Annotated in this window: 21 protein-coding genes, 1 other RNA gene and 1 other annotated feature; of the genes, 1 reads left to right on the top strand and 21 read right to left on the bottom strand. The window is 27.4% G+C overall.

Going from position 1 to position 19,524, the window contains the following annotated elements:
• Positions 1–193: 193 nt before the first annotated feature.
• Complete coding sequence (locus GOQ29_RS06655) at positions 194–568, top strand: helix-turn-helix domain-containing protein (protein ID WP_203371864.1); 375 nt, start codon at positions 194–196, stop codon at positions 566–568.
• Between the two features lie 235 nt (positions 569–803).
• Here GOQ29_RS06655 and GOQ29_RS06650 read toward each other — a convergent pair whose 3' ends face one another.
• The 21 genes from GOQ29_RS06650 to GOQ29_RS06550 all read right to left on the bottom strand — a co-directional run bounded on the left by GOQ29_RS06650 (position 804) and on the right by GOQ29_RS06550 (position 19,504).
• Entirely contained in the window at positions 804–1,217 is a 414-nt protein-coding gene (locus GOQ29_RS06650; RefSeq protein ID WP_203371863.1) for a DUF2178 domain-containing protein, read from the bottom strand.
• Positions 1,204–1,419 carry a helix-turn-helix transcriptional regulator gene (locus tag GOQ29_RS06645; RefSeq protein WP_203371862.1) on the bottom strand — a complete coding sequence of 72 codons (216 nt, stop codon included), beginning with the start codon at positions 1,417–1,419 and terminating at the stop codon, positions 1,204–1,206. The genes GOQ29_RS06650 and GOQ29_RS06645 overlap by 14 nt, the downstream gene beginning before the upstream one ends.
• Positions 1,420–1,589: 170 nt before the next feature.
• An RNA gene (rnpB, locus tag GOQ29_RS06640) (RNase P RNA component class A) lies at positions 1,590–1,928 on the bottom strand.
• Positions 1,929–2,025: 97 nt separating this feature from the next.
• Positions 2,026–2,748 (bottom strand): zinc ribbon domain-containing protein, encoded by a 723-nt coding sequence (locus GOQ29_RS06635; RefSeq protein WP_203371861.1) that lies wholly within the window; start codon positions 2,746–2,748, stop codon positions 2,026–2,028.
• A 25-nt stretch (positions 2,749–2,773) separates the two neighbouring features.
• A complete protein-coding gene (locus GOQ29_RS06630; RefSeq protein ID WP_203371860.1) occupies positions 2,774–3,880 on the bottom strand; it encodes a Nif3-like dinuclear metal center hexameric protein in 1,107 nt (368 codons plus the stop codon).
• The gene (locus GOQ29_RS06625) at positions 3,855–4,559 is read right to left on the bottom strand and encodes a tRNA (adenine(22)-N(1))-methyltransferase (protein WP_203371859.1); all 705 of its coding nucleotides are present in this window, start codon (positions 4,557–4,559) and stop codon (positions 3,855–3,857) included. The genes GOQ29_RS06630 and GOQ29_RS06625 overlap by 26 nt, the downstream gene beginning before the upstream one ends.
• A 95-nt stretch (positions 4,560–4,654) precedes the next feature.
• On the bottom strand, positions 4,655–5,752 hold the full coding sequence (rpoD, locus tag GOQ29_RS06620; RefSeq protein WP_203371858.1) for an RNA polymerase sigma factor RpoD: 1,098 nt from the start codon (positions 5,750–5,752) through the stop codon (positions 4,655–4,657).
• Between the two features lie 24 nt (positions 5,753–5,776).
• Entirely contained in the window at positions 5,777–7,603 is a 1,827-nt protein-coding gene (gene dnaG, locus GOQ29_RS06615; RefSeq protein WP_203371857.1) for a DNA primase, read from the bottom strand.
• A 60-nt stretch (positions 7,604–7,663) separates the two neighbouring features.
• The gene (locus tag GOQ29_RS06610) at positions 7,664–8,122 is read right to left on the bottom strand and encodes a DUF188 domain-containing protein (protein ID WP_203371856.1); all 459 of its coding nucleotides are present in this window, start codon (positions 8,120–8,122) and stop codon (positions 7,664–7,666) included.
• 130 nt (positions 8,123–8,252) lie between these two features.
• A complete protein-coding gene (locus tag GOQ29_RS06605; RefSeq protein WP_203371855.1) occupies positions 8,253–9,257 on the bottom strand; it encodes a deoxyguanosinetriphosphate triphosphohydrolase in 1,005 nt (334 codons plus the stop codon).
• Positions 9,258–9,610: 353 nt separating this feature from the next.
• On the bottom strand, positions 9,611–10,429 hold the full coding sequence (locus GOQ29_RS06600) for a pyruvate, water dikinase regulatory protein (protein ID WP_203371854.1): 819 nt from the start codon (positions 10,427–10,429) through the stop codon (positions 9,611–9,613).
• Positions 10,430–10,442: 13 nt separating this feature from the next.
• Positions 10,443–11,087 (bottom strand): transcriptional regulator CcpN, encoded by a 645-nt coding sequence (gene ccpN, locus GOQ29_RS06595; protein ID WP_203371853.1) that lies wholly within the window; start codon positions 11,085–11,087, stop codon positions 10,443–10,445.
• A gap of 26 nt (positions 11,088–11,113) precedes the next feature.
• Entirely contained in the window at positions 11,114–13,192 is a 2,079-nt protein-coding gene (glyS, locus tag GOQ29_RS06590) for a glycine--tRNA ligase subunit beta (protein WP_203371852.1), read from the bottom strand.
• Positions 13,193–14,068 carry a glycine--tRNA ligase subunit alpha gene (glyQ, locus tag GOQ29_RS06585; protein ID WP_203371851.1) on the bottom strand — a complete coding sequence of 292 codons (876 nt, stop codon included), beginning with the start codon at positions 14,066–14,068 and terminating at the stop codon, positions 13,193–13,195.
• A 54-nt stretch (positions 14,069–14,122) separates the two neighbouring features.
• Positions 14,123–14,291: a binding site (T-box leader), on the bottom strand.
• Between the two features lie 56 nt (positions 14,292–14,347).
• Complete coding sequence (locus GOQ29_RS06580; protein WP_203371850.1) at positions 14,348–14,854, bottom strand: DUF4342 domain-containing protein; 507 nt, start codon at positions 14,852–14,854, stop codon at positions 14,348–14,350.
• 15 nt (positions 14,855–14,869) lie between these two features.
• The gene (gene recO / locus GOQ29_RS06575) at positions 14,870–15,613 is read right to left on the bottom strand and encodes a DNA repair protein RecO (RefSeq protein WP_203371849.1); all 744 of its coding nucleotides are present in this window, start codon (positions 15,611–15,613) and stop codon (positions 14,870–14,872) included.
• 19 nt (positions 15,614–15,632) lie between these two features.
• Entirely contained in the window at positions 15,633–15,776 is a 144-nt protein-coding gene (locus tag GOQ29_RS06570; RefSeq protein ID WP_203371848.1) for a YqzL family protein, read from the bottom strand.
• 87 nt (positions 15,777–15,863) lie between these two features.
• Positions 15,864–16,754: a GTPase Era gene (gene era, locus GOQ29_RS06565; protein ID WP_203371847.1), complete on the bottom strand. Its 891-nt coding sequence runs from the start codon at positions 16,752–16,754 to the stop codon at positions 15,864–15,866.
• Positions 16,744–17,166: a cytidine deaminase gene (cdd, locus tag GOQ29_RS06560; RefSeq protein ID WP_203371846.1), complete on the bottom strand. Its 423-nt coding sequence runs from the start codon at positions 17,164–17,166 to the stop codon at positions 16,744–16,746. The genes era and cdd overlap by 11 nt, the downstream gene beginning before the upstream one ends.
• Positions 17,167–17,181: 15 nt before the next feature.
• Entirely contained in the window at positions 17,182–18,219 is a 1,038-nt protein-coding gene (locus GOQ29_RS06555) for a DUF3048 domain-containing protein (protein ID WP_203371845.1), read from the bottom strand.
• Between the two features lie 22 nt (positions 18,220–18,241).
• Entirely contained in the window at positions 18,242–19,504 is a 1,263-nt protein-coding gene (locus GOQ29_RS06550) for a hemolysin family protein (RefSeq protein WP_203371844.1), read from the bottom strand.
• Positions 19,505–19,524: the final 20 nt, after the last annotated feature.

Here is a 19,524-nt window from a genome sequence, read left to right as displayed (position 1 = left end):
GTATCACTCCATGCTCTTTATGAACATGGGAGGCTGTCAACATTGTAACTGTTAGTTACCTCCAATTATTCTAAATACAATTATAATTTTATATTAAAAAACAGCTATAAGCAAATATTATATATAAGCTATATGCAAATTAAAATATCTTTTAAAATCCGTTAAAGTATAAAGTAAGATTAGGAGTGATTAAATGAAAAATGAAATAAATAATGAAGCAATTGGTCAAAGAATTCGAAATGAAAGAGAAAAACTAGATCTCTCAAGGGAAGAATTTGCTGAATTAATGAATCTTTCTGATTACTATATAGGACAATTGGAACGAGGAGAAAGACAGATGAGTTTGCCTACTATGGTAAATATGGCCAAACATCTACATATTTCACTAGACTACCTTATCTTTGGTGATGAAATAATAAATAACGAATATATAATTGAATCTTATGGTTCATATGGAAAATACGAAATAGATTTTAAAGAAATATTAGATTTATTAAAAAAATGTTCTCCAGCAGAACTAGAATTATATAAAAAATTGTTAAAAACAATACTTCCTTATTTAACATAAGGGTCTGTAAAAAAGGTTCTACAATAAATGTTGAGGTGAAAAAATTAAGGTGACTCCAACATTTATTATAGAACCATTTTTATTATTTGCTCTATTTAAGAAAAGTGATGATATTTATGATTTTTAATATAGCCTTAATATTAAGGCTTCATTATGTGGTGTTTTATAAATGATGCGTCTTAATTACAAACACAGATTATACTTATTATCTCATCAATGAGCAATATTCAATACTTTAGTATTCTTTATTATATTTGGAATGGAACATAACCATTAAAATTGCTTCCAAGAGCAATATCCCTACAGGAATACATATTATCCATATTTCTACTCTCATAATTCCCAAAGAAATACCAAGGACTCCCAAAATTGGTGTCATAAGTTGATAAACTCGATAACTTGCCTTATATATAATAAACTGATTTCTTTCATCATTATTGGCAATTTCATGTTTCTTCTGTAGTTCCTTATCATTTTTCAAAGAATAATTTGTAAGTATTCTGTTGACTGCTGATGATAATACCATTGTTCCAATACCTACCCCAATTGCTAAAAGCCAATTTTCTGTGTATGAAAATCCAATTAGTGATGTCACAAAAATTAATATTCCTATAACTAATAATGCGAGATCCTTTTTATTTCTTTTCATATTTTTTTTCCTCCTCATAAATAAAGACTTCTTCAATACTAAGATTAAAATAACGAGCAATCTTAAATGCTAATATAATAGATGGATTGTATCTACCATTTTCTAAAGAACTGATTGTTTGCCTAGATACTTCTAAGGCATCTGCCAGTTGTTCTTGCTTTATACTTCGTGCTTTTCTTATCTCTTCCAACTTATTCTTCACATTTATTTCCTCCATTTGTAAAGCATACTTTCCACTATTAGTATAACGAAAAGTTGAATTCATGTCAAGTTAACTTTACATATATATTAGTAATCATAATAAAAACTTTGAAGAGTACATCTTCAAAGTTTTTTGATTCTATAATATATAATGTTTTATATCTTTATATGTATATGAGCAAACCTATAAGCCGAGTTCTGTATTAGACGATCATCTTTCTAGGTCTATTGTTACCAATAGACTCCAGCAACCTACCTACGGGACAGCGACGGGCAGCCGCTTGTTTAAAGTCCCTACTTGGTCTTGCTTCGGGTGGGGTTTACAGAGCCAACTAGTCACCTAGTTGCTGGTGAGCTCTTACCTCACCTTTCCATCCTTACCTGGAAACAGGCGGTTTATTTCTGTTGCACTATCCTTAGGGTTGCCCCCACTGGGTATTACCCAGCACCCGTGCCCTGTGAAGCTCGGACTTTCCTCATGCAAAAGCATGCGATCATCTGACTTACTCATATTTATTTTTTTCTTTTCTAACGACAATTAATAGTGTACCATGTATTCTAGTTCTATTCAAGGGGTTATATATTCCAACGTATCCATTTATTTGTATTATGCTTTATCTTCTAATTGATAAAATAAAATTCTACCACAATTATCACAATATATAAGTTCATTGCCTTTTTTTATTTTTGAAATAGTTGATAATGGAATAGACATATGACATCCTGTACATTTATCTCCATCTATCTTCGCAATTGCTTTACCTTTCTTTTTATTTAAATTTTCATATTTTTCTAATACATCTTTATCTAAATTGATTTTTATTTTTTTTATTTCTTCCTTTAAATTTTTTAATTTATTTTTTATGATATTACTTCTCTCTTTATTCGATCTTTTTAATTCTTTATATTTATCTTTTAATGTCCTATACTCTTTTTCCACAGAATATAATTTTTCTGTATCACTTTCTATATTATCTAATAATTTCAATATTTCATTTTCAATATCTTCTAATTCTTCCTTAATTTGTTTTTCTTCATCTTGAAGTGTTGATAATTTTTTTATATTTGTTATTTCTCCGCTATATAATTTTTCATTAACTTCTTTCAACTTGAAATTTTTTTGTTTTAATTTTTGATTTAATCTCTGTATTTTAATATCATCAACTTCTAATTGAGTTTTAAAATTAGTTATATCATACTCTTTTTCTTGTAAACTTAATAAAATATCTTGAATATTATCATTTTTTTCTAAAGTTTCATTTTCTAATTCTAGCTCCTTTATCTCTTTATCAATTTCATGCATATTCCAAATAGATTTCAGTTGACTCATGAAAAAATACCTCCTTAGTACCCCTTTATATACTTAAATACTTTCCTGAATTATCTTTTTCTGATATTAATATTTCAATATCAGTAGAAAATTCTTTTCTAAAATATTTTTCTAGTTTATTCATGACAATCTTTTCTGTACTAAAATGTCCTGCATCTATTAAATTTAACCCCCATTCCATAGCTTGTTGAGCATCATGATGTTTGATATCTCCTGTTATATACACATCCACATTTGCTTTTTTAGCATCTTTTATAAAATCTGAACCACTTCCTCCTACTACAGCTATTTTTTCTACCTCTTCATTTATATTACCATATATTCTTAAGTACGCGCTATTTAATTTCTCTTTTACTTTTTTTGCAAAATTAATTAATGTAGTTTTATTTATATTACCAACCCTACCTATGCCATATTCTATATATTGATTTTCCAATTTAAATATATCATAAGCTACTTCTTCATAAGGATGATTATAAATCATTTTTTTCACTACATCGTCAAGTATATCTCCCGACACAATTACTTCAATTTTCACTTCATCAACTTTTTCTAATTCTTCTATGTTACCTATGTAAGGATTTGAACCTTCATTTGGTTTGAATGTTCCTATTCCTTTAGACGTAAAGGTACAATAACTATAATTACCAATACCTCCTGCTCCAGCATCTCCTAATACCTTTCTTATTTTATTTTCATGGGTAACTGGTACAAATACTGATAATTTATACATGGCTTCTCTATATTCCGTTACTAATATTTGAGAATTTTCAATTTCTAATGTCTCAGCTAATGCATCATTCACTCCATCTTTAGATAAATCTAAATTTGTATGAGCACTATATACTACTATATCATTTTTAATTATTTTTTCTATCATTTGTCCTTTATAAGTATCCAAATCTATAGTCTTAATAGGATCAAAAAACATTGGATGATGAGATATTATCATGTCTACTTGATTTTCTATGGCTTCTTCTACTACATCTATATTAATATCTAATGCTAACAATACCTTTTTTATTTTTTTATTTAAACTTCCTATCTGTAATCCTACATTATCCCATTCTTCTGCTAATTTTTTTGGTGCAATATCTTCTAATTTATTAATCACTTTCTTTGATGTTATCACGATAAACCTCCTCTAATCTAGAAAGTCTCTTTTTTAACATGATATACTTCTTATTTCCTTCTATGTTTCCATTTACTTCTATATTTTTTAATATTTTTTCTGTTTTATTTATTTTCTTTAATAAATAATCCCTTAATAATATATCATTATTTTCTATTAACTTATATCCAATTTCATAGTATATTTCATCATTTATTTCTTCCTTACCATGAGTTGCTACAATTATTTCATAGAATCTATTGTCTTCTCTACTTAGTTTTTCATCTATTATTTTATATCCATTTTTATTTAAATACTTTCTTAATTCATCACTTGCTACCATTGGTTGTAGTATAAATTTATCTATGGTATCTGCTATTTCTTTATCTTGTTCTAAAATATTTGCTATGAGTATTCCACCCATACCAGCTATAATTACTGTATCTACTTCATTAGGTTTTAGTGGATTTAATCCATTTCCTAATCTTGTATCTATAAAACTTTTATATTCCTTTTTTGATATATAATTTATAGCACTTTGAAGAGGACCTTCATTTACATCACATGCTATAATCTTATCGGATATATTATTTTCTACTAAATATACTGGTATATATCCATGATCTGTTCCAATATCAGCTACTACTGATCCTTTATCTACTTTATTTGCTATTTCTAACAATCTTGGAGTTAGATTCATTTTTCATATTTACCTCCTAATATCATACTAAAGATTCGCCGTCAGACGAATCTTTAATATTTATAAAATGTAAAAATGCTTCTATAGAAGCATTTTTATTCTAGAAAATCTTTCAATTTTTTGCTGCGACTTGGATGTCTTAGTTTTCTTAGTGCTTTAGCCTCAATTTGTCTAATCCTCTCTCTAGTTACATCAAATTCTTTACCTACTTCTTCTAAAGTTCTAGCTCTACCATCATCTAAACCAAATCTTAATCTTAATACTTTTTGCTCTCTTTCTGTAAGAGTATCTAATACATCTACTAATTGTTCTTTTAGCATAGTAAAAGTTGCTGCATCTGACGGAGCTTGAGCATCGTCATCTGGAATAAAATCTCCAAGATGACTATCTTCTTCTTCTCCAATAGGCGTCTCTAAAGATACTGGCTCCTGAGCTATTTTAATTATTTCTCTTACTTTCTCTTCATCTAAATTCATCTCTTTGGCTATTTCTTCTGCTGTTGGTTCCCTACCAATATCTTGTAATAATTGTCTAGAAACTCTTATAAGTTTATTAATGGTTTCTACCATATGCACCGGTATTCTAATAGTTCTTGCTTGATCTGCTATAGCTCTTGTTATAGCCTGTCTAATCCACCATGTAGCATAAGTACTAAACTTATAACCCTTAGTATAATCAAACTTTTCAACAGCCTTTATAAGTCCCATGTTACCTTCTTGTATTAAATCTAAAAATAACATTCCTCTCCCAACATATCTTTTTGCTATACTAACTACCAATCTTAAGTTAGACTCTGATAATCTCCTTTTAGCTTTCTCATCTCCCTGCTCCATCCTTTTAGCTAATTCTACTTCTTCATCTCCTGTTAATAATGGAACTTTTCCTATTTCTTTTAAATACATTCTAACAGGATCATCTACACTTATTCCTTTAGGAACAGATATTATCTTACTATCATCATCATTACTATCATCGTCTTCTAATAACTCATCTTTATCACCTACTATTTCTATGCCAAGATTTTCAAGCCTTTGATATATATCATCTATTTGCTCTGGTGATAAATCTACATTTTCTAATGAATCCATTATTTCTTTATATGTTAATATACCTTTTTTCTTCCCTTTAGAAATAATATCTTCAATTACTTTCTTTTTTATATCTTTGCTGTTTATATTTTTCTTATCACTCATTGCTTTCCCTCCTCTCAGCAACAATTAGTGATTTACTTTTAATTCTTTGTCTAGCTGTACATATTCCATCATTAAAACCCTTAATTTTTCAACCTCTCCTTTAGACTTATCTGTTTTATCTTTAATTTGATTTATTTCTTTTTTTAAATAATCTCTTCTTATCTTTTTTTTATAATAATTTATTCTATTTACATAGTCTTTTATTGCTTTTTCTTTATTGTCGTCATTTGAAACAAGATTTATAATGTTTCTTAGTTTCTCCGATGTATTAATATCTAATTCATCAATAATCTCTTCTATATTTAATACTTCGGATTTTTCATATTTTTTATATATAATTTCAGCAATTTTTCTATTATCTTCATCTAAAAAATCCATATACATAAATTCTTCTTTCACTTTATTATATATATTCTTATCTTGTAGTAATAAATTTAATAATCTTTTTTCTGCTGTCAAATGTCCTGGTTCCAATGAAAACTCAACAGGCTTAATACGATCTTTTATATTATTCCTAAAATAAGGTTTACTATACTTGTCCTTATAGGATTTATTTAAATTATTATCTCTATATCCATATATTTCATTTTTTATAGTATCTACTGATATACCTGTATTATTTGATATCTCATTTATATATACGTCAAATTCAATAGAACCTTTCATCTTTTTTAAAAACTGAGTAATTTTTTTAGTGAATTTTATCTTACCTTCAGGTTTATTTATATCAAATTTTTTCTTATACATATATATTTTATAATCAATCAAATCTAAAGATTTATTTATCGCTTCTTGATAGGCTTTTTTTCCTCTTTCCTTAATAAAGTCATCAGGATCCTTACCCTTTGGCAATATAATAACTTTTGCTTTTATACCTTGCTGATATAGAACTTCTAATGCTTTATCAGTAGCTCTCATACCAGCTTCATCAGAATCATAGCAAATATAAAATTCCTTTGCATATCTTTTTAAAAGTTTTGCTTGATTTTCAGTAAACGCAGTTCCTAAAGATGCAACCGCATAATCAACTCCATATTTATTAAGTGATATTACATCCATATATCCTTCTACTAATATTGCTTTATCATATCTTCTATTATCCTTTATAATATTTATACCATAAAGATTATATCCTTTATTAAATATAGGAGTATCTGGAGTATTTAAATATTTAGGTTGACCATCGTCAATAACCCTTCCTCCAAAACCCAATACTTTACCTCTAATATTTATTATAGGAAATATTATTCTATTCCTAAATCTATTATAATATCCTGATTTATCCCTTCTTTGTACTATTAACCCTACTTTATATATTAATTCTTCTTCATATCCCTTTTCTTTAAGATATTTAAATAAATCATCCCAGCTATCATTGGCATATCCAATACCAAATTTATTTATTATTTTAAAATCAATATTTCTAGACTTTAAATATTTTAAGGCCCTTTTATTTGATTTTAAATTATTATAATAAAACAGAGCAGCTTCTCTATTTAATTTAAATAATTTCTCTCTTTCGTCATATTTCTTTTTCCCAGCATCATCATTCCCTTCAGGTAATATAATGTTAGACCTATCTGCTAAATCTTTTAATGCTTCAATAAAAGTTAAATTTCTATGCTTCATAAGAAATGTTATTATATCTCCTCCTTCTCCACATCCAAAGCAATGAAATATTTGCTTATTAGGAGAAACTACGAAAGAAGGAGTCTTCTCATTATGAAATGGACAAATTCCTTTATAATTTAATCCTGTTTTCTTCAATTCTATATAATCTGAAATAATATCAACTATATCACTTGCTTCCCTTATTTCATTAATAACCTCATCATTATAGGTATAAGACATTTATACCACCTTCATTTATCTATTCGTCAAAAATTGACTAAATCCTTCTTATTATATTTATTAATTTTCAATAAAATTATTATTTAACATTTTTATTAGGTTTTTTGTGAACTTTTCATCATCTTTAGATCTTCTCTTTTTAGGTCCACCTTTAACTCTATTATTAAGTTTTCTTTCTTTCATACTTATATACCTTTGAGTAAGAAGATTATTAATATTATTTTTATTATATATATATCCTTTAGAAGATACACAATAACATCCTTTGGATAATACTAAAGATGCTAAACCATAATCATCAGTTATGACTATGTCTTTTTTAACTGCTCTATTAAGTATTTCAATGTCTGCAGATTGATTTGTATTGTCTACATAAATAAATTTTGATTGATCTATATTAGAACTAATTGAATAGTGGGAAACACTTGTTATATAAAATGTTTCAATATTATATTTATTTGAAATATTATTAATTATATTTTTAACTGGGCAAGCATCAGAATCTACTAATATTTTCATTAAATCATCCTTATTAATTTCACTTAAAATATTATAACATTTTATAAAAGGGTTGAACAAACAATCTTCGACATAAAAATCTAATATCCTTCATTTATATTTTGAAAAAGTATTAATTTTTTTAAATAGTTTATTCTTCCCAAGGAGATGGTACAAATATATTATTAAATTTTTTCAAAGCATATCTATCTGTCATCCCAGCAATATAATCACATACAAAATCATCTATATCTCCTGGATTATCTCTAAATTCAAACGGAATTTTATCTATATGATTTATATAATAATTATATAATTGTTCTACTAAATATTCAGCTTTACCATCTTCTCTTTTAGCTTTTTTATTATAATATACATTTTCAAACATAAATCTTCTAAGTTTATCCGTATAATATTTTATTTCTTCACTCATTGTTATATAGTTATTATCCTTACTATTTATTATTATATCTTTTATCATAGTATTTATCCTATTTCCATGAGTTTCTCCTAACTCTTTAATACTATCCTTCGGTAGATCTCTTATATTTAATATATTACCTCTAATAGAATCATCTATATCATGATTTATATATGCTACTCTATCGCAAATTTTTACTAATTGTCCTTCTAATGTAACAGGAATTTTCTCTCCAGTATGATTTAATATTCCATCACGAACTTCATAAGTAAGATTTAATCCTTTTTCTTTCTCTTTTCTTCTTTCTAAAAATGTTACAATCCTAAGACTTTGTTCATTATGATTAAATCCCTTTTTGTTCAGTTTATTTAACATATGTTCCCCAGTATGTCCAAATGGAGTATGTCCTAAATCATGACCTAATGATATTGCTTCTGTCAAGTCTTCATTTAATTGTAATGCTCTAGAGATAGTTCGCGATATTTGTGAAACTTCTAATGTATGGGTTAGTCTTGTTCTATAGTGATCTCCTTCTGGAGATAAAAAAACTTGAGTTTTATGCTTTAATCGTCTAAATGCTTTGGAATGAATAATTCTATCTCTATCTCTTTGAAATTCTGTCCTTATATCACATTTCTTTTCATTTTTTTCTCTTCCTTTAGACTCACAACTTAATTTAGCATTCTTTGATAATATCTTTTCTTCTAATTTTTCTCTATATTCTCGTATATTCAAGATTATACCCTCTTTCACATTGCTTTTCATAAATAGTTAAATCTATTATATTCTATATACAACAAAGCTATGTCTAATTCCTTCAAATATAATATGATTTTTTATTGTTTTTATTATATATCTATTACCAAATTTGAGTATAATTAATCACATACGCATATTATCAAAAAATTGGATAAAAAGCGTATCCTCCTTCACTAGGGAAACCTAGTTTCCCTCCCCTACAACCCTATTTTGATTGTCCTATAATATTTTCTGTGATCATTAACACTTATATTTATCAGTAATTTAAAACTTTTATTAAATAAACTTTCCTTGACAATCAAAAACTAAAGAGTATCTTAAGATACTCTTTAATCATTCATATTTTTAATTCTTATAAGTTCTAATATAACTCCTGCTGTTTCTTCAATTGCTTTATTAGATACATCTATAATATTACAATCAAAATCTTCCATTAATTCTTCAGCATATTCAATTTCTCTAAGTATTCTCTCCATACTTGCATAATTAGCTGAATTTTTTAATCCCAATGCTTTTAGTCTTTCCTGTCTAATTTCATTGAGCTTTATTGGATTTGCGGTCAATCCTATTATCTTTTTAGGATCTATTTCATATAATTCCTTTGGAGGTTTAACTTCAGGCAATAAAGGTATATTAGCTACTTTTACATTCTTATGAGCCAAATACATACTTAATGGTGTTTTCGAAGTTCTTGATACTCCTATAAGTACTATGTCTGCTTTTCTTATACCTCTTGTATCTTTGCCATCATCATATTTAACAGCAAATTCAACTGCTGCAACTTTTCTAAAATAATTTTCATCTAATTTTCTTATTAATCCTGGTTCTCTTTTAGGTTTAAATCCTACAACATTTTCAATACCATTCAAAATTGGTTCTAATATGTCTATAGCCTGTATATCATATTCCTTAGATTTTTCTATTAAAAATTTACGTAAACTATCTACTACAATAGTAAATAATATTATACAATTTTCCTCTTTAGCTTCTTCTAATATTTCTACTATCTGATTTTCTTCTGTGATATACGGAAATCTTCTAATTTCATATTCACCAGAATTAAATTGGCTTATTGCCGCTTGAGCTACTTCTTCTCCCGTTTCTCCAATAGAATCAGACAATACATAGGCTACCATCATTTTATCCATTATAAATAACCCCCTAGTTTTCTATACCTAAATCAACAAATAATTTAGTTATATTAGTTTTAGAAATTTTTCCAACAACTTTCAATTGTTCCTCCCCTAAGCTATTTTCATGTTTTTCAACTACTGGGAGACTATCTACTTCATGTTCTATGATTTTTATAGCTGCCTCTAATATAGTTTCACTTTCTTCTAAGTATATTATATTTGGCATTCTTGTCATTATCATAGCTACAGGTATTTTATTTATATCCGTATTACCAATTGCACTTTTTAGTAAATCTTTCCTAGAAATTATACCAGAGAGACAATTATCCGAAGTTACAAAAATACTTCCTACATCTTCTAAAAACAATGTTACTATAGCATCATATGCCGATGTTTCTTCGTCTATTATTGTGGGTAATGATTTAATATCTCCTACTTTTATGGAATTTATTTTATCTCTAAAAACATTAACTTCTGACATTCCTGAATAAAAGTAACCAACCTTAGGCCTAGCATCTAATATACCACTCATTGTGAGTATAGATAAATCTGGTCTTAATGTAGATCTTGTTAATTTTAATTTTTTTGCAATAGCTTCACTAGTAATAGGTTCATTTTCCTTTACTATCTCTATTATTTTTTCTTGCCTATTTGTTAATTGGATATTTCTCACCCCTTTATCCTATTGGCTTCTTTGTATTAATTTGAATTTGAAATTTTAGATAAATCACAAATTTGAAGCATGATATTTGAAACATTATTTATTAGGGCAAGTCTATTCTTCTTAATATCTTCATCATCAACCATCACCATTACATTATCAAAAAATTCATCAATATATCCTCTAAGATGAACCACTTTATCTAAAGCTTTATCATACTCTTTCTGTAATATATATTCTTTCACTTCTTCTTTTACTTCTTTATATACTTTATATAAATTGACTTCTTCTTCTTCCTGTAACAATTCTGGTGATATTTCATTAGTCTTAGCTTTTCCCGCGATTTTTGAAACTCTATTAAAGGCTAACAATATCTCATTAAATTCTTCTTTTTCAACCCATTTATTTAATTCTTTTAGTCTAACCACATTATCAGCTATGTTATCATTTCCGATACTTAACACCGCTTCAACTACATCATATCTTATTCCTTCATCTATAAACATATTTTTCATTCTACCTTTAAAGAAACTTATTATTTCTTCTTTTACTTTTTCAAAATCAAAATATAATTCATTTTCTATATAAATTCTCAAAGAAGATTCTATAAATTCATATAACGGTAAATCTAAATTCTTCTTTAAAATAATATTAATAATCCCTAACGCCTGTCTTCTAAGTCCAAATGGATCTTGACTTCCTGTTGGTTGAAAGCCTATAGCAAACGAACCACAAATAGTATCTAATTTATCTGCTATACTTATAACTGCTCCTGCCGTAGTTGATGGTAATTCATCTCCTGCAAATCTAGGAAGATAATGTTCATAGATAGATAAACTTACTATCTCATTTTCTCCAGATTTAAATGCATATTCCCTTCCCATTATACCTTGTAATTCTGTAAACTCATTTACCATCTTTGTAACTAAGTCAGCCTTAGCTAAAATACTTGCTCTATCAATATTATCCTCTGTTTCTTCTCCTAACTCAAGTTCCTTAGCCATTTCAATAGATAGTTCATTTATTCTCTTAGTCTTATCATATAATGTACCTAACTTTTCTTGATATACTATTGTTCTAAGATCATCCACATAGTCTTCTAATTTATTTTTCAAATCTTCATTATAGAAAAATTTAGCATCCTCTAATCTAGCATCTAATACTTTTTCATTTCCTTTTGTAACTATATTAATATTTTCTTTATTCCCGTTTCTTACAGCTATAAAATATGGCAAAAGCTTATTATTATCATCTACTACTGGAAAATAACGTTGATGTTCCTTCATAGGGGTAATTATAACTTCTTTAGGCAACTGTAAATATTCTTCTTTAATTCTTCCTATTAAAGGTGTAGGATACTCTACTATATAAGTTAGTTGTTTTAGCAATTCATCATCTTTTAATAGATTTCCACCTTTTTCTTTAGCTAATTTTTTACAACCTGCTTTTATTAGTTCTTCTCTTTTTTCTTGATCTACTATAACATAATTTTCTTTTATCTTTATAAAATAATCATCAACATTTTCTACAATCACATTATCAGAACCTAGAAATCTATGACCTCTTGTTTTATTTGATGGTATTATTCCTTCTAAATCAAATTCAGCAATTTCATCATCTAATAATGATACTAACCATCTTATAGGTCTAGCAAATTTTATGTTTTTTCCTCCCCATTTCATTGGTTTTGGAAAGTGAATATTTTTTATATAATTAACTATTTCCTTCTTTAAGATTTTTTTACTTTCTATTCCTTTTACATTTTTATTAGCAAATACATAATCTTCTCCATTAAAGTCTTTTACAATGATATTTTCAATATCTACTCCCTGTCCTTTTGCAAATCCTAATAAAGCTTTTGAAGGTTCCATTGAATCATTATAAGCAATCTTTTTAGAAGGACCTTTAACCATTTCTTCTAAGTCTGATTGTACTTTACTAATACCTTCGACCAATACAACTAATCTTCTAGGCGTTCCATATGTATATATATCATCATATTCAATCCTATTTTCATTAAGCATATTCCCCATCATGACTTTCATTTGATTTAAGGCACCCTCCATAAATCTATAAGGAATTTCTTCTGTTCCTATTTCTAATAAATATTTACTCATTTATATTCCCTCCTTCAATAATGGGAATTCTAATTTTTCTCTTTTTTCTACATATTTAGAGGCTATTAATTTAGCTAAATTTCTAACTCTTCCAATAAAACTAGTTCTTTCAGTTACACTAATAGCTCCTCTTGCATCTAATATGTTAAAGGTATGAGAACATTTTAACACATAATCATAAGCAGGATATATTAAATCTTCTACTATTAACCTAGCAGCTTCTTTTTCATAGATATCAAATAATTTAAACAACATATCCTTTTCTGCTTGATCAAAACTATAAACAGAATGCTCATATTCGGCTTGTTTAAATATTTCTCCATATTTTATCTCTTCTGTCCATTTTATATCAAATATATTATCAACATCTTGTAAGTACATTGCAATTCTTTCTAACCCATAAGTAATTTCTGCTGATTCTAATTGACAGTTAAGACCTCCTACTTGTTGAAAATATGTGAACTGAGTTATCTCCATTCCATCTAACCAAACTTCCCAACCTAGACCCCATGCTCCTAATGTTGGTGCTTCCCAATTATCCTCAACAAATCTTATATCATGTTTTAAAGGATCAATTCCTATAGCTTCTAAACTCTCTAGATATAATTCTTGAATATTATCAGGAGATGGTTTTATTATCACCTGCATTTGATGATGTTGATATACTCTATTTGGATTTTCTCCATATCTAGCATCTGCTGGTCTTCTAGATGGTTCAACATATGCTACCTTCCATGGTTCAGGTCCCAATGCTCTCAGAAAAGTATTTGGATTCATAGTTCCTGCACCTTTCTCTACATCATAAGATTGCATCACTAAGCAACCCTTTTCTCCCCAATATTGCTGTAGTTTCAATATAAGATCTTGTAAATACATTTTTTCTCCTCCTTTGTCTAGTTATTATAGACAATAAAAAACCTTTCATCCCTATATAGGGACGAAAGGTAACTTCCGCGGTTCCACCCTATTTGGTACCAAAGTACCCGCTTAGTAATATTGCTCCAAAGTGCCTTCAAAAAACTTATCATATCAGGCTCCCACCTTTCCCGACTCGCTAAAATGATAATATTAATCTACTATTCTTCGTCATAGCAACAAATTATATATATATAAATTATATAAATAATTTAGCAAAGAATTAAAGTGTTGTCAATATTAATAAGTATCATCATCTACATTTTTAGATTCATATTGCATATTATTACTATCATTCATAGTAGCAGATGATTTTTTATCTCTTTTCATTATTTTATCCATTGTCTTTCCAGCCATATCATTTAAATTTATGACTTCTCCATTTTCTTTTACTATCTCAAGAGTAGTTCTTGAAATCATCGCTGCAGCTATTCCTATTGCCGATAATTGTGGAGCTAATACTGCACCAATCGCTCCTGCTGTAACAGGAATATTCATAATAGTTTCTCCATCTTTTTTAAGAAGTATTTTTGTTACATTACCTTTTTTAATAGTTTCTTTTAATTTAGAAATAATCTCTTCACTAGTTTCATTTATGCTAAATTCATTACTCTTTTTGCTATTTTCAATATCAATTAATGCTTCAACTATATCACCATCATTTCTTTCCAATACATCTTTTGCTTCTTTATAGCTTACACCAGTACGTTCTCTAATAGTATCAATTTTCTCCAAACTTATATCCAAAGTAACACCTCCATATTATTTTTCTACATCATTTATAAATTTTAATGAATTGAAATTGGTTTTATTTATATTCTTAGCTATATATGAAAATAATAATTTTTCTAATGTTTTAAGAATATCTGCTTCAACTTCAATCTTTAAAATATCCTCAAAGGAACTAAATAAAAGAAATTTCATTGTATTTACAACTTCCAAATTAATATTTTTACTATATTTATCAATATTATAACAATTTTCACATAAAAGTCCACTATGAACTATACTAAATCTTACATTTTTAATTATATCATTATTACAATTAACGCAGTTAATCAAATGAGGTCTATAACCTAAATAACTTATAAACTTTAATTCAAATGCTCTAACTATTTGTTTATACCTGTTATCTGAAATTATTAAACTTAAAGTTTTTTCTAATAATCCAAACACCTTGATATTAGATTCCTCTTCAATAACACCACTATTAACAAGCTCAATAATGTAGGATGCATAGGCTAATTTCTTTAAATCTTCTCTCAAAGGATAGAATGATTTTATTACTTCACCTTGATTTATATTATATAAACCCTTTCCCTTATATAATATAAATTCACTTAGAGCAAATACTTGAGTAGAACCTACTAACTTACTTTTAGGATTTCTAACATCTTTTCCTATGGCTTGAATTTTCCCTTGCTCCTTTGTAAATATAGTTATAATTTTATCTGAATCATTAAGCTTTGTTGCTTTTAATACTATCCCTTGAAGTTTATATAACATTAAGTCACCTCTATCACCCTTACATATTAGAACTTTTATCATTTACCTCTCTTGTATTTTGATTACTTTGATTTTCTTGATTATTCACTAGTTCTTTATAATATAAATATGCATCAATTTTTCCTGTTGTTTCAAATATTTTCCATATGTCGTTTTCTAACATAATATCCTCCCATACAACTAATATAACATTAGTTTGCGATGAAAAAAGTGAATTATACAATACAAATAGTGTAAATAAATGATAAATTTATTTTTTATATCCCATACGCTTTACTAGATTTTCTTTTTCTCTCCAATTTTTATTTACTTTTACCCACAGTTGTAAGTTAACTTTAATCCCTAAAAATCTTTCTATATCTTTTCGTGCACTTTTACCTATGCCTTTAAGTTTTCTTCCACCTTTACCAATTATTATACCCTTATGAGAACTTTTCTCGCAATAAATTGTAGCATGAATATCTATTAATTCTTTCTCTGGTCTATCTTTCATCATTGTAGTTTCAACAGCTATACCATGAGGTACTTCTTGATCTAGATAATAAAGAGTCTTTTCTCTAATTATTTCAGACACTATAAGTCTTTCTGGCTGATCTGTTATCATATCTTCAGGAAAATATTTTGGTCCTTCCGGTAATATATATTCTATTTTTTTTAATAATTCATCTACATTTTTACCATTCTTTGCTGAAATAGGTACTATATTAGCAAAATCATGTTTTTCTTCATATTTATTAATTATTTTATTTACTTGATCTTTTGTCAATTTATCTATTTTATTAATGACTAAGATTTTAGGAGTCTTTATATTATCAAGAGATTTTAAAATTCTACTATCTCCAGGCCCTATTTCTAGACTTTCATCTACAAGCCATACTAATACATCCATATCCTCTAAGGCAAGAGAAACTTCCTTATTCATAAATTCCCCTAACTTATTTTTAGGCTTATGTATTCCTGGTGTATCTACAAATACCATTTGACTATTTTCTGTTGTATAAATGGTTTGGATTTTATTTCTTGTAGTTTGAGGTTTGTCTGATATTATTGATATTTTTTCACCTATAATATGATTCAATAATGTAGACTTACCCACATTAGGTCTGCCAATTATTGTTATAAATCCTGATTTAAACTTCATCGCATTTCTCCTCAGCTGTTTTTCTTTCTAAATCTTCAGGTCCAAAACTATGAGGTAGTAGTTCTTTTAATGTATATTCCTTATATTCATTCTCATTTTTCACTATATATATTTTTAAATCCTTTGAAAATTCTCTCATCACTTGTCTACATACTCCACATGGAAATGTATATTCTCTGTCACCTGTGATTGCTATTGCTTTAAATTTAGTATAACCTTCTGAAACTGCTTTAAATATTGCTGTTCTTTCTGCACAATTGGTTGGACTATAACTTGCTGATTCTATATTACATCCAGTATATATTTTATTTTCTTCGGTTAATACTGCAGCACCTACTCTAAAACCAGAATAAGGTACATATGCCATATTCTTTGCTTCTAATGCTTCTTTAATCAATTTATCTATTTTCATTATAACACCTTCTATTCAAGAAATTTTTATTTCAGGATTTATTGGAGTTACTTGTATCCATGTATTTCCTGGATTAAGAATTATCTCTTTTCCTAATTCATCATAGTATCTAGTTTTAGATTCCCTAGAATCTTTCTCCCAAGTAATCTTTATATATTCTCCATTTGTTATATAATATCCTTCCCCTTTTCCTATTATATCAATTTGTAATCTTTTTTGTTCATCTATTACCTGTGTATTAGCTTCTTGAATAATTATATTTGTAGCTGTTAAATTAGTATTATTATTTTCATCTATATGTGGTTTACCATCCTTATATCTTAGATATAAATTTGATTCATCATCATACTTATAACTAGTGATATTATTCAAACCATAATCTATAATTACCTCTTTTGCATTATCCCCTTTGATACTTTTAATTTCTTTATTAAATGAAAAAGCTTCATAGTCCCCATCTAAATTATATCCTATTTCATCTTGATATTTTCTTATAGATTCCATATTGGTATATAAATTATGAGGAGAAGATTTCCCTACTTCATTATTTCTATAAAACACATCATTGGATTCAGACATACAACTCACATTATCTATATTTAATTTTTCTATATCTTCTACTGCTTCTGGACTTCCTCCACAATGTACATATAATGAATCATATTCTAATGCAGCTGATAAAAAATATGGTCTTGAGCTTCTAACAGGTCCAATTACTTCTGGATCATTTACCAAATATATAGCCATATATCTAGTTATTTTACCTTCAACTAAAAATTCATATAATACTTCAGCTTCACTTAATCCAGATTGCCATCTGGCATTTCTGTGATTATCAAACATCACTGCTACTGGCCTTCTGTCAACTTTATTTTTTTCTGTATATATACCACTTAATGGAGATACTACTTTCTCCGATTTGTCATTAATCGATTCATTTTCTTCCTCTGATTGATTGTCTGTATCATCTAACTCATAGTTATTTTGATCTTCACTACAAGATATAGTAAATATTAAAAATATGATTACTAATATAAGAAATATTTTTTTCACCAAATTCACTCCTAATTTAAATCTATTTTTTTATCTCCACAACTTTAATTCTTCTATTAACAACTTTTCTTACTATCATCTTTATTCCTTGCTCTTCTAAAGTATCTTCCTGCTTAGGTACTCTACCTAAACTACTAAATATATATCCTCCTAAAGAATCGAAATCTTCTTCTGGAAAATTAGTATTGAAAAATTCATTAATATCTTCAAGAGATATATCGGCTCTTATCTTATATATAGATTCATTAACCTTTTCAATCATATTCTCATCATTATCATATTCATCATATATATCACCTACTATTTCTTCTAAGACATCTTCAATCGTAACTAATCCTTCTGTTCCTCCATATTCATCTAAAACTATTGCCATGTGTACCTTATTTTGTTGAAGTTCTGTTAAAAGTTTATTAGCCTTTTTAGTTTCAGGAACATAATAAGGTTCTCTTATTATATCTACAATCTTTGTTTCATTTATCTCCTGTTGCTTATTAACTACAAAAGGTAATATATCCTTTGCATATAATACCCCAATAATATTATCAATAGTATTTTTATATACAGGAATTCTTGAATGTCCATATTTAGTTATTTTATTTAATGCAGTTTCCATAGAATCATCTTGAGACACAGCGATAATGTCTATTCTTGGAATCATCACATCTCCCACATCAATATGGTCTATATCAAATATATTCTCAATCATTTCTTTTTCGTGAAGCTTTACAACTCCCTCTTCTTCACCTACATCCACTAATGTCCTTATCTCTTCCTCAGTTACAAAGGTACCAGAAGAATCTACTTTTCCTCCTAATATTTTTATCATGAAACTAGTAATAAAGTTAAGTATTATTAAAATAGGATTGAATATTTTTGATAATATTTCTATTGGTCTTGCTACAATAATAGAAACTTTTCCCGGATTTTGAGTGGCAAAAGTTTTTGGTGTTATCTCTCCAAATATTAATATTAATACAGTCATAACAATTGTAGATATGAAAGTTGAAGTACTACCTTTAAAAAATTCCATTGTTAATTGAGTTAATATAGTAGTAGCCAAAATATTGACTAAATTATTTCCTACTAATATTGTAGATAGTATTATATTAATTCTCTTTTTAATTCTTTCTAATAATTTAGCTTTTTTCTCATCTTTTTCTCTAAGTTGTCTTATTTCAGCAATTTTCAATCCTACTAAAGCTGTTTCTGAACTAGAAAAAAAAGCAGACAATATTAAAAGTATTATCAAAAATATTATTCTTATGAGTATGAAGTTGCCCGCCATGATATCCCTCCAACAGAAAT

This window comes from Anaeromonas gelatinilytica (assembly GCF_016820635.1).
In the GTDB taxonomy this organism is placed as follows: Bacteria; Bacillota; Clostridia; order Tissierellales; family SIT17; genus Anaeromonas; species Anaeromonas gelatinilytica.
This window is presented reverse-complemented; position numbering and strand designations above follow the sequence as displayed.